Annotated in this window: 11 protein-coding genes; 5 read left to right on the top strand and 6 right to left on the bottom strand. The window is 43.7% G+C overall.

Going from position 1 to position 15,050, the window contains the following annotated elements; genetic code table 11:
• The 4 genes from H8K33_RS05555 to H8K33_RS05540 form a co-directional block, all read right to left on the bottom strand.
• The coding region (locus tag H8K33_RS05555) for a TniQ family protein (RefSeq protein ID WP_222613304.1) at positions 1-922 on the bottom strand (922 nt) is incomplete at its 3' end.
• Between the two features lie 6 nt (positions 923-928).
• Positions 929-1,939: a TniB family NTP-binding protein gene (locus tag H8K33_RS05550; RefSeq protein WP_186890000.1), complete on the bottom strand. Its 1,011-nt coding sequence runs from the start codon at positions 1,937-1,939 to the stop codon at positions 929-931.
• The gene (locus H8K33_RS05545; protein WP_186889999.1) at positions 1,932-3,956 is read right to left on the bottom strand and encodes a Mu transposase C-terminal domain-containing protein; all 2,025 of its coding nucleotides are present in this window, start codon (positions 3,954-3,956) and stop codon (positions 1,932-1,934) included. The genes H8K33_RS05550 and H8K33_RS05545 overlap by 8 nt, the downstream gene beginning before the upstream one ends.
• A gap of 10 nt (positions 3,957-3,966) precedes the next feature.
• Positions 3,967-4,698, bottom strand: coding sequence for a TnsA endonuclease N-terminal domain-containing protein (locus H8K33_RS05540; protein ID WP_186889998.1), 732 nt, complete (start codon positions 4,696-4,698; stop codon positions 3,967-3,969).
• A gap of 161 nt (positions 4,699-4,859) precedes the next feature.
• Between H8K33_RS05540 and H8K33_RS19720 the strand changes: the two genes are divergently transcribed.
• Genes H8K33_RS19720 through H8K33_RS05530 form a run of 3 tightly spaced genes read left to right on the top strand, consistent with a single transcriptional unit; the run spans position 4,860 to position 8,956 of the window.
• Positions 4,860-5,135, top strand: coding sequence for a DUF6471 domain-containing protein (locus H8K33_RS19720; protein WP_222613303.1), 276 nt, complete (start codon positions 4,860-4,862; stop codon positions 5,133-5,135).
• A gap of 55 nt (positions 5,136-5,190) precedes the next feature.
• Positions 5,191-6,714 carry an SIR2 family protein gene (locus H8K33_RS05535; RefSeq protein ID WP_186889997.1) on the top strand — a complete coding sequence of 508 codons (1,524 nt, stop codon included), beginning with the start codon at positions 5,191-5,193 and terminating at the stop codon, positions 6,712-6,714.
• Positions 6,707-8,956, top strand: a complete 2,250-nt coding sequence (locus H8K33_RS05530; protein WP_186889996.1) for a hypothetical protein — start codon at positions 6,707-6,709, stop codon at positions 8,954-8,956. The genes H8K33_RS05535 and H8K33_RS05530 overlap by 8 nt, the downstream gene beginning before the upstream one ends.
• A 254-nt stretch (positions 8,957-9,210) precedes the next feature.
• On the opposite strand, the gene H8K33_RS05525 is transcribed toward H8K33_RS05530, so the two are convergent.
• Together H8K33_RS05525 and H8K33_RS05520 are read right to left on the bottom strand one after the other, a co-directional pair.
• A complete protein-coding gene (locus H8K33_RS05525) occupies positions 9,211-9,528 on the bottom strand; it encodes a hypothetical protein (protein WP_186889995.1) in 318 nt (105 codons plus the stop codon).
• 415 nt (positions 9,529-9,943) lie between these two features.
• Positions 9,944-12,433, bottom strand: coding sequence for an adenosylcobalamin-dependent ribonucleoside-diphosphate reductase (locus tag H8K33_RS05520; RefSeq protein ID WP_186889994.1), 2,490 nt, complete (start codon positions 12,431-12,433; stop codon positions 9,944-9,946).
• Positions 12,434-12,773: 340 nt separating this feature from the next.
• Between H8K33_RS05520 and H8K33_RS05515 the strand changes: the two genes are divergently transcribed.
• Together H8K33_RS05515 and feoB are read left to right on the top strand one after the other, a co-directional pair.
• Positions 12,774-13,127: a FeoA family protein gene (locus tag H8K33_RS05515; RefSeq protein ID WP_246443370.1), complete on the top strand. Its 354-nt coding sequence runs from the start codon at positions 12,774-12,776 to the stop codon at positions 13,125-13,127.
• Positions 13,124-15,031, top strand: coding sequence for a ferrous iron transporter B (gene feoB, locus H8K33_RS05510; protein WP_186889993.1), 1,908 nt, complete (start codon positions 13,124-13,126; stop codon positions 15,029-15,031). The genes H8K33_RS05515 and feoB overlap by 4 nt, the downstream gene beginning before the upstream one ends.
• The last annotated feature ends 19 nt before the right edge of the window (positions 15,032-15,050 follow it).

Here is a 15,050-nt window from a genome sequence, read left to right as displayed (position 1 = left end):
TGGTGTTTCCAAAACGAATGAATTCTTCACGTAAAAAGGAAATCTCTTTTGAGAATTTTCTTCCCTTAAACATGCTTTCGTAAAAGTCCGAAAACTGGTTTCGAAGCCCTGCGGATTTAATTCCATTTTTTGTTGAGATAGTCCCGACTTTGTCGAGGAAATTGTAGTAACCGGTTGGCCAGTTTTTCAATACATCTAAACCCGCCTTTACGCGTTCTTCAGCAGAAGGTTCATCAGAGTTCGATAGCGCAAAATTTTTGTGCCCTAAACTGGTAATCATGTATAAGAAGGCGGGTAATGAGAGTGCCGCGAGACTTTTAGTTGGAAAATTGGAAGTGTTTGCCTTTGTTAAAATATCCTGTTCATATAATTTCGAATGCGCAATTTCCATGAATTCGTATGTGTCATTCCCGATAGACTCAAATGGAGAATCTCGGAGGTCTGCACCACATTTGCATGTCAAAAGCCCTGGTCTGAAAAGTCTAAGGTTATTGCCGCATTGATGACATTTATGAACAACTGTTCGCTTGTGTTTCGGACACGCAATTGCAATACTCAGGTCGAAAAATGCGTCGATATACCCATGTTCCTCTACGCACTGCGGACAAATTGCTAGCTCTTGCATTCGTAACGGTGCATTTTTAACGCTAGCACCTAAAGAGCGTTCAACAATTTTGAACTCTCTTTTTTTGCTGTTGGATATACTCTTTTCATACGAGACTTTTTTCAGTGCTTCAGTCTTGTTCCCGAGTATTTCGACGAATTTGTGAATTGGAAAACCAGCTGTCACTTGGTCATGATTGATGTTTGCTAGACGTAGTATGTGGTATGGTGTTTCATATCCATTTAATTCGGAGACGCGAAGGATAAAGCCTAGCAAGCTTTCATTTTTGTGAGGTGATGGTGTTCGGACTAGACGCATGAGATATTAACTCGCACTGAGCACGTGGCGAGAACTGCTTGAAATCGCTTTTGCTTTACGCTTTCTCGGCGGTTCAAATGGCTCTACAGGAACACCTATCGTGGCGATTTTATCTAGCAATGCAGTGGTAGGTACACACATGAAATCTCGGCTAAAGGGGCTGCTGATATCTGAGAGACTATCTTTCGACCACACTGATTCCATGTGAGCAAAAGCAAGGTCTTCGATTGAAATAGACCTTCTGTTATTGTCTATCGCATTCAATACTAACTGGCGTAGAAATTTACTCAGGTAGCCAACGAGTCCACCAGTTCCACAATAGAAGCGGAACGCCATATCCGCCGAGTCAAAGTCTGGGATATCAAAAGTTGAGCCTATTGAATCTTGAAATGCTCCTAAAATTCCGATAAATTCTTCCCGGTGTTCGACATTCTCCCATTTAAATCTAGGCATAATGATTGGCGATAAAAATCGACCAGCGAGCTGTTCATTTTGATTTATGACGACGCTGCATTTCTCTAGTCCAGCCACCACAAGTGCAACGTGACAATCATCAACGAGAATTTTCAGCCAATCAGCGACATGATGCATAATTTTGTGCGAGCCCATGTCATAGAAATGCTGAAACTCATCAAGCATGACCATCTTTGTTCCCGAACTTTGCATCAGAATTTGGAGACGATTTGTTTTTGCGTTTTCGGTTCCGGAATCAAATTTTGGGTCTTTCATTGCCTTGAGCATCAGCTCGGCGAGACTTTTGACAGTCGGCTTTGAGGGTGTTTTGACACGCAATATAGGTACCGTCAGACCATCCTCGTTCCGTATCTGTGGATGTTTTGTAGAGCATTCTTCTAAAGCTCGACTTTTTCCTGTTCTTGATTCGCCCAATATGGCAACGCAAATCGGTTCTGATGCCCCACATGCGTAGTTGTAGCATTGTTCGAGCCGCGACACAGCTTTTTCAAATGCAGTATGTGGAACAAGCGTATTTTCAACTATATATCTCGCATCAATCATTTGTAGAGTCCTCGTTCAATTCGTTATGGATAGATTGGGGACTACGGTCTCGATGCTGAAAAATGAATCTTTTTTTCTTTATAGGAACTTCAAGTTGAGTATCCGCTGGCAAAGGTTCTAATAGACTCTCATTGCTTTGATTCAGTGTGATTGGGGCTGGCGTGTGTTCGATTGAGGTGGTAGTGGTTGCCATCTCTTTTTTGTTCGCTAATGCGTCGCCTTTATATCGGGCTACTTTTGTTCGTGTTTTTTGTTTTTTGTGCATAAATTCTTCATCGATTAATTTTGCTATTTGATACTTCGCTTCCAACCATGAGTCTGGTGTGAATTTTTGTAACTCAATCGCAGCAAATCGCTTGCAAACATCATGCTGCCATTTAGATAGGTTTTTCGCGTACGCGGCATCCAGCGCGGATGCTTTGTAGATTTCATTGCCAAATGGAGACAAGACAATAATTTGCCCGAGGTCTGAAGTATCGATGCGAATTTCTACACTCAGCTTGTCACCATGTTTGCGACGAAGTGAAGTAAGCTCTGCTGAGTTATAAAATAGACCGTAAAGCTCAATACCTTTATGCGTCAATTGACGTTGTTCACTACGTCCTAATATTGCATCGAGCATTGCAATATCGTCAGGAACTAAAATATCTTCGGGCGCTATACTGTTTTGCCACATTGCGGCTGGTGGCATCTTTGTTATTCCGTGTGGCTTTTGGTGGTAGACATCCACAATCCATGTGTGCACAATTTCTTTCAAAATGCTGTAGCTGATGACAGCATGTTTCGACGGATTGTAATCATCCTTTTCAAAAATATTGCTAAACGTTGTTCCAGGATTGCCGTGTGAAATTGCTCGATTTAACGAACCCTGAAATCGCTCGATTTTCCCTTTGAACCATGCTACTTTTCGTGGTGCGTAATGTATCTCCATACCTAAGGAGTAGCAGGCATTCTCTAAACTGTTGCTGTGAAATTCCAAGCCGTTATCGACTACGAGTTGACCCATTACGCCGTGAGCATTCCAGGCATTTTTTATGTTTGGAAAATCGGCATTTAAATTTGCCTTTGGCAGGAACGCTTGGCGAAGGCATTTCGACACGGTGAGGTAGCTTGGTGGCTCAAAACCAATGTGTATGCCAAGTATGCATCGTGTGTAGTCGTCGATACACACAGTAAGCCATGGGCGACCAAGCGGTAGCCGTGTCTTATCATCGACTACAAATAAATCTAATGGAGTGTGGTCAATCTCAGCACGTTCGAGCGGTGCGTTCGTTGTTCTGTGGCCTAACACAGTGCGGAATTTTTTTGTTGCAGCGGTTCTGCCATGGCGAGCGCAATATGAGTCGAAGGCGTCTATTTTTTCAATGGAATGTTTTACCAATGAGCGAGAAGGCATTCGTAGTTGCAACTCCTTTGGACGAAGCTTGTTCTCGTGAATGACTAATATTTTTGCGAAATCTAGCGTACTTTCGATTGTGCCGCGCTCTAAGGAGAGATACTTTTTTTCAATAGCCTTCGTCACAAAATTGATAGTTTCGGCATCATATCTTGGGATGGAATTTCCCTTGAGTTGGTTTCTATCGATTAAAGAACGGATATCTTTGCCAGATTGTAGATACCGATTTTTCCATCTAATGACAGCTGTGCTACCAGGCGCTTTAGCTGGTTGCTTTATTTTTTCCCAAGTCGCCTGCGTAATAGATTTGACGAGTTCACGATTGCTAGGCAAGTCAATTATTTTTAGAACGTATATTCTGCGTAGCTTCGCTATTTCCCATTCTTGTAGAGAGTAATGCACGTGAAATTGGGGAGTCACGTTTGGTGTAGATTCGATTGTCGTGAATTTAAGCTGTTCAGATGCATAAAGTTCGAGCAGCGATTGAATACTAAATTCATGAACGCGTTTTGTTTTTAGTTCTTCCGCTTGCCAGATTTCATCTTCTATTTTGCGCATGAGTTCGTAAGTGGTTTTATCAATTGTGAACCGTACCCCTGATTGGAATGCAGATGTGCTCATGGTGTCACCTTTAGCTCGTTGCCTGGGCTATCGAGAACATTGCACCAGCAATTGGCTCATCAACATTGCAAGTGAGTTCTCCTTTGAGAAAAAGGTGAGCGAGTACATGGCGACCGCGAACGCCTAAATCACCTCTTGCTGCAGAGTTCCAACTGATTGTGTTAGTGCGCTTTAGAATTTGTCGTACTAGTTCACGTTCTGCACTTGAGATGTCCGCTCTTCCAAATTTTAAGATTTCTTGAATATTTCTCAGACGAGGTTGCTTGGCTAATTCTTCACCAAGAACCACTCGGTATGCAAAGCCCAGGTGTGGCAAGTGTTCAGTTAGAAATTTTGTTCTTTGCGCTACTGTTCGTGCTTCGCTCGCAGGCTTAATTTCCCATAGTTCTCGTCCATTAGCGGTTGTCACGAGAATATCCGGGTGGTGACGATGCGTCTCGCCGTTAAGCCTAAAGTAGATTGTTAGGGGTTGTTCTTGGAAGCTTGTAATGGATGCGTTCGCATCAATCAACCTGAATGCATTAAGCTCGTTATGAGACTCCCATTGCATCATTCGGCCCATCTTCCAGCTTGGATACTTGCCCGTTGGTCTGGCGCGGGAGCGTGTAACAATCTTCCGAGAACGACCGCTATCGTTTTCAGGGAATTCAAGTTTTAAAATTACATCTCCGGTCATATCTATCACCGTCTTTCGATGTGATTCTTTTTTAATAACTTCAAGATGCTTATTCAAGTCTTCCATTAACATTTCCTAAATTGAACCAGCCGTGTGGCTATTGTTCGTATAGGACTTGTTTTCGATGGAAATCGATGAATTATCATTTAAGTCTCATATGTGAGACTTTAATCTATTTTTGTGAGATGTAAATCGCTTTCTTATCGTCTAGGTGATAAGTTCTCTATATGGATTGGGAAAACGAAGCTCGTCGAATTGTTAAGGCGGAGCTCGCGCGTCGTGGAATGACTTACGAGCGCTTGGCAAAACGCCTAAAAACGATTGGAATCAATGAAACGGAAAGGTCTATCGCGAACAAGATGTCGCGAGGTACCTTTTCGTTCATATTTTTTTTGCAATGTATGAAGGCTATAGGTAACAATGATGTTGCGTTCAATATAGCAGTTAATAGAACGGTAAGTTCTGAGTCCGTATTAGAACCGAGAGATTCTGAAAAGAATTAGCTAGGTAACGTTTGATTAGTAGTTTTTGATATTTTTTAACTTAAAGACGCTTTAAATGACGGAATCAAACGAATATCGGCCCGCCAAAATTATTCAAGACGCTGCCAAGCATGGTGAGCTAGTAGTTTTTGTTGGAGCTGGCGCCTCAAAGCTGTGTGGTAGTCCAGATTGGCGGGGTTTTGCCGACCAGGTAGTTGGAAGGCTTGAAGGTGCTGGTGCATTGGATTTCTTAGAAGCAGAGCAGCTGCGCGGACTTGGAGACTCACGGCGGACACTTTCAATCGCAATGGAAATTGCCAAAAAGAAAAATATAGGCGTCGACTTTGACAGCATTTTGCATCCATCGAAGCCGCAGGATGCTGGTCTCGAACTATACAAACTGCTAGCAAGGTTGAGACCTGTTTTCGTTACAACTAACTATGATAAGTGGCTTGATGAGGCAAGCTTGGAAAATCTCTCGCATGAGATAAAGAGCGGGAGTGAGGCCGAACCAGCGAACCGACCAACCCCACGGTCCAAATACTATATGCGTGAACAGTTGTCATCGGCTCTTTTAGCCGAACGCGGCGCTGTTATTCACCTTCACGGCTCTTACTTGGAACCAAGGTCAATGGTGGTTTCTCTGAAAGACTACATAGAACATTATGCGGACGAAAAAGTAAAAGAATTCTTAACTACTATGTTTAAGAATTACATAGTTCTTTTCGTTGGCTATGGTCTCTCTGAGCTTGAAATACTCGAGTACATAATACGGTCAAATGAAGCACCGCACGCCGCTTCGGCAGAACCAAGGCATTTTTTACTTTATCCACATAGGTCCATAGAATTAGTGCAAACAGGATTTATCGAGCAGTTTTTTCGAGACCAATGTGGTGTGGGGGTTATCAAATATTGCATTGATAGTAAAGGCTACCAGGAGGTTGTACAAGTCTTCAAAGACTGGAGCTTAGAGCTAGATGTTCGCGACCCAACAATACTAAACCTACAAAGGTATCTTGATGAGTATAGCGCATCACCAACACCTGCTAATCAAGACGCAGCGTTCAGCCTTGTGAGCAATCGTCCAGAGCTTTTATCCTATTTTGTAAGTTCGCTGAAGGGGCCCGTTTGGTTTGACGCACTTGATAGGGCAGAGTACTTTTCAGTAACCTACAGCCCGGGAGTGAGAACCCTAAATGATGGTGATGGCGCATCTTACATGTCAGATGGCTGGCCAGCATTGCAGTATATCGAATCGAATATTTCCCTTTTGAATAACGAGCAGGCAAAAAGAGTTGTAGAGATTGCGCGCGCAGTTACATTAGATATTGAAAAAAGAGGTCTGGCAAATTGGAGGACCTTGTGGACACTTGCCAATATTTTATCGGAGTTACCTCTGCCATTAATTCTCGAGTCGGATATTGACCTTGTGAAAATCTGGGTTTCTGGTCGCATTAACTCGGACATGGTTGGTCATGAGTTAGGTACAAAATTATTACCAAGACTATTAGACAGCCAAGAGCAACTTGACTTGGAAAAAGCATTAAAGTTGGTTGATATTTTAACTATGCTTCTCCCTGAGGGAGATTTACATGATTAAGAAAAAAGGAGTGTTAAAAAGTTATCAACTTGGTGAAGTGCTTAAATTGTCATCCAGAAAAATCGGTGAAAGGTGCGGGTACTCTGGTTTGGAACTCTTGACACGTCGGTTAGCAGAGTATATTGGAACAGTCGAAGAAGATAAATACTCATATGCCTGGCGGTCGGCAATCGAAGACCATGAACAAGATTCACATATTGATGATTATCGTTCAGCGCTCGTGAATGCGGTAAGGGATGCAGCGTTGGGTGCAACCGTGATAGATACCGATGATTCAAGAATGATAGTGAAGACATTGTTACTTTCTCCGTATCAGACTCTGATTCGTATTGGCATATTTGTTTGTGGAGAAAACTATCGAACTGTTGGAGGTAGTTTTTGGGATTATGCTAAAGATGGGTGGTTTTATGAACATCCTTACTGGCATGAAATATATGGGTTTATTAAGAAATCATTTGCGAAATTTTCGGCGACAGAAAGGGATAAGTTTCTTTGTATTATAGATAATTTTAGAGGTGATTGGACTGATGATTCGAGGCAAGTTGAACGCGATGAAAGCTTTAAGCGAGACCTTTTGTATGCAGCCTCTGGATTAGGAGATTCTGAGCTTGACGAAAAGTATCAACGTCTAGTTGAGCAATATGGGCCAGTTCGCGAGCATCCTGATTTTCATTTCTATTCAAATAGTGGATGGGTCGGAGAGCGAAGCCCATTAGCTTCTGACGAACTGATTGCAATGTCTAAAGAGGAATTAATTCGTTTCCTTAGTAATTTTTCGCCTGCGCCCGAAGATTTAGATGGCCCAAGTTATAGAGGACTAGCTTCATCTTTAACAACAGCAGTGAGAGCTAGTCACGATGGATTCGGTGAATCCATAGAATTGTTCGTTGATTTGGCGCGTCCCTATCAGCATGGCCTGCTTCGTGGGCTGAAAGAGCGGTGGGCGGATGATAAACAAGATATTAATTGGGATGCAACGGTTAAGGCAATAAGTGAAATTGTTTCAAAAACCGAATTCATATATGAACTCAACAATCAAAACACTGAAGGTTGGGAACCATCGGTGAGTTGGGTCGTCTCAGACATTGCTGAATTAGTGAAGAGTGCGACTAGTGCTGAGAGGCACCTTCCAATTCAACTATATGATTCATTTGTCGAGGTACTTAGTAGAATTCTTGGCGCACAAGTCCCAAGTCCTGCAGAAGTATCAAATGACGCTGTTACTCGGGCAATTAACTCGGCGAGGGGGCGTATTCTCGAAGCTCTTATTTATCTGGCGTTGGCAGTTCGTCGTGAGGAATTGGCATCTGGTTCCTTGAATAATGATTCTTGGAGTATTTTCGGACCAATATTTGATTCTGAGCTGTCTAGCAGCGAGCAAGGACAGAACGTAGAATTTGCAACCCTAGCAGGATTGTATTGCGTAAACTTACACTATATCAATTCTCAATGGACAGAATCAAACTTCCATCGTCTTTTTGCTTCCTCGAACGAGGTCGCGTGGCGATGTTCTGCTCAGGGTTTTTCCTATCAGAGATATCTCTATGACTGGTTCTATAAAAAGTTAGTTGAAGGTGGGCACCTGCGCAAAATGCTCTTCGCTGACGGATTACCTGACCAAGTATCAGATAGAGCGATTCAGTTTCTGGGACTTGCTTATCTTCAAGGAATGGAGAGTTTAGATAATGGACTATTCGCAGAGCTGATTATAGAACTCAAACTAAAAGAGTTGCGGCGCCTTTGTTGGTTCTTCTGGACACTTAGAAGTGAAGGATACTCAGCCCATGCGCCGAAAATTATAGCATTCTGGCTTCGTGTATCAGAACAAATGCGTGAAAGTAACACGCACTCGCCAGAATTACAGTCAGCGTTAACCCAACTTGTCGCATTTGTTCAAGAATTTGATTCTGAGCTTTTGACTGCTCTCGTTGAGGTTGCACCAAACGCTCAGGTTGAACATCACGGGTATATATTGATTGAACATCTAGCCCGTCTTGCAAGCAGTTATCCTTCGGAAGTGGCAAAGGTGTTTAAAGCCGCTTTGCTCGGTTTCTTGCCGGACTTTGATAGGGCAGACATTATTAATTGTGTAATGTGTTTGGCTGATGCAGGTGCGGTCGATGATGCTGAATTTATTTGTAATGCCTATGCACATCAGGGGTCGATTTTGCTTAAAGAAACCTATGAGAATATAAGGGCTAAACAGCGCGCGACGGCCACCGGAGTAGGCAATTCGAATTAGAGAAGGTTCTACAGTGCGTTTGCCTGAACTGCTCGATAACAACAATGTTATGCCTGCTTTTCAAAGATTGTCGAGATATCAAAGCTACCAAAAAAACAATGCCAGTGAGTTTCACTGGCATTATTCATTTAATCATTAAAAAAGTAGTTCCGCTTTATGGTGTCCCCCACAGTCGTCCATAGCAGACGTTGTAAGAGAGGTGACTACTTGAATAAAGCTGCGTCACGAAGTTATATCACTTCGAGTTGTAAAACCTAAGGGATTGTACACTCTGCCTGAAAAACACCTGAATTTAGTTTTTTGTAGACGATTTTTCCGCCGTTACGGTACACAGTGGTAACCACTCTCGTCCACGAATCCCCATATACATAAATCTGAGCTGCTTCTTGGGGTTCATGAATTATAGAAGATGGACGAAGCTCAAAACCAGTATGTAAGTAAGGTTTAATGAGCGAGAAGTTTTCGAATGCGTTGTCGGGCGAGATGTCGTTGGCATCAATCGTGAATGTCAACGTGCCACCGTTCGTGAGAAAGTCTTTGTATTGTTGTTGTGTTGCTCCAGTGACAGCCATAAAAACTCCTTTAAGTTTTTGCTTTTTAATTCTTAAGATGATAATGTAAAAAATACTAAAGACTAACTTGTCTGCTTTCTTTATCACCAAATACGTATGAAATTTGCATTAAACTGGGTGCGCTTTGAAGACAATGATATAACAAAATCGATAAGGAATAGCTGAGACTGCTTTTCATCTACTTACTTATTTACTGCATCTTTAATTGAAAAGAAGCAAATATTAAGGTTTTGTACTTACTCAAAATAATGCCAGTGAATTTCGCTGGCATTATTCATTTAATCATAAAAAAGAAGTTCCGCTTTATGGTGTCCGTTAGTTCCGCTTTATGGTGTCCGTTAGTTCCGCTTTATGGTGGCCAAGTTCCGCTTTATGGTGTCCCCCACACAAGCTTTGCAGTCTTGATTGTCTACAATCAACCACATGCACCAACATAGCCGCATGAAATGCAGCGCGAACAACCATCGATTTTTTGTAAAGCATATGCTCCGCAGTCGGGGCATTTTTTACCTGTTGCGGTATAGGTCATCGGTGTAGATTCAACTTCATAGGCCAGATCATCCATGCTGTAAGCCAGCTGTTTGTTTTTGAATTTTTCTGCCAGAACGACGATAGGAACTTGATTGCCACTCGCATCAAGGAAACCCCGTTTCATCAATATTCTTTGTAATGAGTAGCCAATTGCAGCGACTTCTGATTCGTGAAACAGCGGTGCTTGTGAACCATCATCTTTGGTGATCATACCGCAGCGTACGGTACCTTTATCCCACACTACTTCGCGCATATCGGCAAGTGCTTTTGCAATCGAACCACCTGATCGCGCAGCCATAGACAGCAGACGCATGCTGGCAGAAATCCATTGCTGGCCATCGTTCTTCTGTCCTGCTGGCATGAAGAACTCAAATGGGCGTTCTATCGTTGCTGGCTCGCCGCCCACGGTGCCTTGTACATGAATGAAGCTCACTGTCAGATAGACCGTTTTTTTACCCTCATAGGTCATGTATTGAACTTTTGAAGTGACGGATTCTAAATCACCGAATGGACGCCCATCAAATTGCTTGCGTAGTAAGTCGTCGTCTGGGATCAATTTTGTTGTGGGTGTTGTAGCCTCTGTGCTTACCGATAATACGCTACCGAGAATATTGTTTGGTCTATAGGTTGCCAATCCTTTAAGGCCAGCTCGCCATGCATCTAGATACAGATTTTGGAAATCTTCATAGGGATAATCCGCTGGCACGTTGACGGTCTTGGAAATCGCAGAGTCGACATAAGGTTGCACCGCTTGCAGCATCATCATGTGATCGTTGGCAGACATATTGAGTGCAGTGACAAAAGCTGCAGGCAATTTACTATCATCAGAAACATCATTGCCGAGATGGCGATATAGGCGCCAGGCATGATCTGCCACCTCATAAATTTTACTGTCACCAACTGCCATGCGTTTTTTGCGGTTATACACCCAAGAAAATGCTGGTTCGATACCATTTGACGCATTGTCTGCGAAAGCCAATGTGATGGTACCAGTTGGAGCAATCGATAATAAATGTGAATTGCGCAGGCCATGCTGAGCTATTTGTTGACGCAGTGCGTCGGGTAAGCGTTGGGCAAATGCACCTTGTAAATAGCGTTCACTGTCAAATAGTGGGAATGCGCCTTTTTCTTTGGCAAGCTCGACGGATGATAAATAGGCGGTATCGCGCATAACTTCAGCAACATTTTGTGCGAAAGCACGTCCTGCTGCGGAGTCGTAACGTAAGCCTAGCATCACCATGACACTACCTAAACCTAAAAAGCCCAGTCCAACGCGGCGTTTTGACATCGCTTCATCTTGTTGCTGTTGAAGTGGCCATGCGGTTGCATCCAGCACATTGTCTAACATACGAGTAGCAACTGCGACGACGGCTTGAAATGCCTCAAAGTCAAAGCTCGCTTGTTCAGTGAAAGCTGATTTTGCAAATCGTGTGAGATTGATCGATCCGAGGCAGCAGCAACCATAATCTGGTAGTGGTTGTTCGCCACAAGGATTGGTCGCTTCAATTGTTTCGCAGTAGTACAAATTATTTTCTGCATTAATGCGAGATAAAAATAAAATCCCAGGTTCCGCATGATCGTAGGTCGATTTCATGACGGCATCCCACAGATCACGCGCTTTCACGGTTTGATAAATCCACAAGCCAGATTCACCCTGATAAGCACCTGCATCCTTTTTATCTTTGCTAGGTTCTGCTTTATGTGTCAGGGTAAAGTCGGTGTCATTAGCGACGGCGTTCATGAATTCGTCGGTTACACCAATGGAAATATTAAAATTAGTCAGGCCACCTTGATCTTTTGCGTGAATGAACTCAAGAATATCTGGGTGGTCGCAACGAAGCACACCCATCTGCGCGCCGCGACGCGCACCCGCTGATTCTACGGTTGAACAAGATGCATTGAATACTTGCATGAAAGATACTGGGCCAGAAGCGCGTGAGCGGGTACCTCTTACCAGCGCATCTTTCGGGCGTATGGTCGAAAAATCGTAGCCAACACCGCCACCGCGACGCATGGTTTCAGCAGCATCTGAAAGTGCGGTGTAGATACCTGGTTTACCATTCGTCGTGCTGGAAACTGAGTCTCCAACTGGTTGCACGAAGCAATTGATCAGGGTTGCGTGTAAATCCATGCCCGCAGCGGAATTAATGCGACCAGCTGGCACGAAGCCATTTTTTTGTGCCCATAAGAATTTTTCTTCGTAATAGGCTTGGTAGTCAGGCGCCTCGACGGTCGCTAATGCTTTTGCAACGCGTGCTTGTACATCGTGAATGCTTGATTCATCGCCTTTTGCATACTTTTCAAGAAGTACGTCTAGAGAGATTTCTTGTGGGGACATATCAGTAATTCCTAGCATTTTTTCGTTGGCATTCATGGGGTTTTTTTCTTAGAAGAGGAGAGGCTTTGCAGCAGAAAGGAATGCTTCATTATAGACCTCTATCATGTTTTTTCCTTGATTGGACTCAATTTAGGATCGCTAGAAATTTTCTAATGAATTGAGCAAGTTCTGGATATCGAGATTATTGGTTCGGAGAGGTTTTTCATTGGTCCCTATAATCACTCACCAGCATTTTCGTGTTTGTCGTAAATATTTTATAAACTATTGATCTTGCGTAAGAAATTTGACCTTACGAGAAGCTCGTCTTTGATTTACATAAGAATGATTCTCGTTTATAGTTTTGCTTCGAGAGAAACTTCTTTAAGAGCGCAAGACCATGAACTCAGCAAATATCAAGATAGCAATGCATACAGATATCGATGCCCAAACGCAGGCAGCATCTGTTCGTACTTCGCATGTGGGCTCCGAACGTATCAAAAGTCTGTCTGAAATTATGATTGGTGAGAAATGTGTTGTTCGTCAATTGGTCGCGCCAACTGATATGCCAGAGTGGCAAACGCAGTTAGAAGATATTGGTTTTATCGCAGGCGAGCCCGTGACATTGATGGCACGAGGTGCATTAGGTGGTGATCCATTGGTCATTCGAATAGGTTTATCGACTTTTGCCCTACGTAAAGCAGAAGCAGCTTGTGTGTTAGTGAATGTTTTACAAGATAAGGTTGCTGCATGAAACAAGTAAAGCCTTCGGTAGTCCATTTTCATGCGAGTGGTCCATTAGTTGCCTTAGTTGGAAACCCAAATTGCGGTAAAACAGCATTATTTAATCTGCTGACTGACAGTAAACAGAAGGTGGCGAACTACGCGGGTGTTACTGTTGAGAGAAAAGAAGGGCGGTTTAAAACAGCGTCCGATAAAACCATACGCGTATTGGATTTGCCAGGTACATATAGTTTGCACCCACGTTCGCCAGATGAACGGGTAACGCATGATGTATTGTATGGGAATGCGGTAGGTGAGAAGCGTCCAGATTATGTTGTTTGTGTTGTCGATGCGACTAACTTGCGTCGTAGTTTGCGTTTGGTGATTGCCGTTCAGCGACTTGGAATTCCTTGCATGGTGGCGCTGAACATGACCGACATGGCTGAGCAGCGCGGTGTACATGTTGATGAACAAGCCTTGGCGCAAGAACTCGGCGTTCCTGTCGTGCGTACTGTTGGTATCCGGCAGGGCGGTGAAGCTGAGTTGAAGGCGATGTTGGGAAATGTAGGATCACTAAATCAAGCAAGTAGTCAGGCACATCTGACTGATACAGATCCGACCGTGCAATCGCACACCGATCTTGACCACGAACGTGTGCGTCAGATTTTATCCAAGCTGGGCTTGGATGACATTATTCCCCATACGGCCAGCGATAAAATTGATCGCGTCGTTTTGCATCCGTTTGCTGGACCATTTTTATTGGCACTTATTTTGTTCTTGGTGTTTCAGGCCGTATTTGCCTGGGCAAATGTACCGATGGACATGATTAAAGATGCGACTGAATGGTTGGGTGAAACCGTTTCTGGCTTGTTGCCGGAGGGCTGGTTGCAAAGTCTGATTGTGAACGGAATTATTGCTGGTGCTGGCGGTGTAATCGTTTTCTTGCCACAGATTTTGATCTTGTTTTTCTTTATTTTGATCTTGGAAGAATCGGGTTACTTACCTCGAGCCGCATTTTTGCTTGACCGTTTAATGGGTGGCGTCGGTTTGTCTGGACGCTCTTTTATCCCGCTGCTTTCAAGTTTTGCCTGCGCAATTCCAGGCATTATGGCCGCGCGTACGATCGCTAATCCACGTGATCGCATGGTGACTATTTTGATCGCACCATTGATGACTTGCTCAGCACGTTTGCCTGTGTATGCCTTGTTGATTGGAGCATTTGTTCCTCAGCGCGAAGTCTGGGGATTTTTTGAGTTACAGGGATTAGTATTGTTCGCTTTATATGGCGCAGGCATCATTGGTGCATTGGCCGTCGCATGGGTATTAAAACGCTTCACCGCAAAAAGTCAGATCCGTACATTGATGATGGAATTGCCCAGCTATCACTTGCCAACAGTGAGAAATGTCTTAATTGGTCTGAAGCAGCGTGTGGTCATTTTTATGAGCAGGGTGGGTGGCATTATCATGATTATGACGATTGCCCTATGGTTCCTCGCTAGTTATCCAGGTGCCCCAGATGGTGCAACTGGCGCTGCAATTGAGTACAGTTTTGCGGGTTACATAGGTAAGGCATTGGCGGTGGTATTTGAACCTATTGGCTTCAACTGGCAAATTAGTATCGCATTGGTGCCAGGTATGGCTGCACGTGAAGTTGCAGTGAGTTCTTTGGGAACGGTTTACGCATTGGCTGCCGCAAGCAGTGACACGGCGGAAGCATTGGCACCATTGATTGCGCAACAATGGAGCTTAGCGACAGCACTATCTTTATTGGCTTGGTATGTATTTGCGCCACAGTGCCTGTCCACACTAGCAACGGTTAAGCGCGAAACTGGCGGCTGGAAAATGCCTATTATCATGGCGACTTATTTGTTTGCATTGGCCTATCTGGCGTCTTTTATAACCTATCGAATTGCGCTTGCTTGTGGTTTGGGTTAGTTGAAGTACGCATGATCAA

The organism is Affinundibacterium amnicola, assembly GCF_014284275.1.
GTDB lineage: Bacteria > Pseudomonadota > Gammaproteobacteria > Burkholderiales > Burkholderiaceae_D > Undibacterium > Undibacterium amnicola.
Note: the sequence above shows the minus strand (reverse complement) of the source record. Positions and strands in the feature narration are given on the sequence as shown.

Coding starts and splice junctions, on each gene's coding strand:
- H8K33_RS05550 (WP_186890000.1), bottom strand. CDS start 1,939: ATGATTGATGCGAGATATATAGTTGAAAATACGCTTGTTCCACATACT.
- H8K33_RS05545 (WP_186889999.1), bottom strand. CDS start 3,956: ATGAGCACATCTGCATTCCAATCAGGGGTACGGTTCACAATTGATAAA.
- H8K33_RS05540 (WP_186889998.1), bottom strand. CDS start 4,698: ATGGAAGACTTGAATAAGCATCTTGAAGTTATTAAAAAAGAATCACAT.
- H8K33_RS19720 (WP_222613303.1), top strand. CDS start 4,860: ATGGATTGGGAAAACGAAGCTCGTCGAATTGTTAAGGCGGAGCTCGCG.
- H8K33_RS05535 (WP_186889997.1), top strand. CDS start 5,191: ATGACGGAATCAAACGAATATCGGCCCGCCAAAATTATTCAAGACGCT.
- H8K33_RS05530 (WP_186889996.1), top strand. CDS start 6,707: ATGATTAAGAAAAAAGGAGTGTTAAAAAGTTATCAACTTGGTGAAGTG.
- H8K33_RS05525 (WP_186889995.1), bottom strand. CDS start 9,528: ATGGCTGTCACTGGAGCAACACAACAACAATACAAAGACTTTCTCACG.
- H8K33_RS05520 (WP_186889994.1), bottom strand. CDS start 12,433: ATGAATGCCAACGAAAAAATGCTAGGAATTACTGATATGTCCCCACAA.
- H8K33_RS05515 (WP_246443370.1), top strand. CDS start 12,774: ATGAACTCAGCAAATATCAAGATAGCAATGCATACAGATATCGATGCC.
- feoB (WP_186889993.1), top strand. CDS start 13,124: ATGAAACAAGTAAAGCCTTCGGTAGTCCATTTTCATGCGAGTGGTCCA.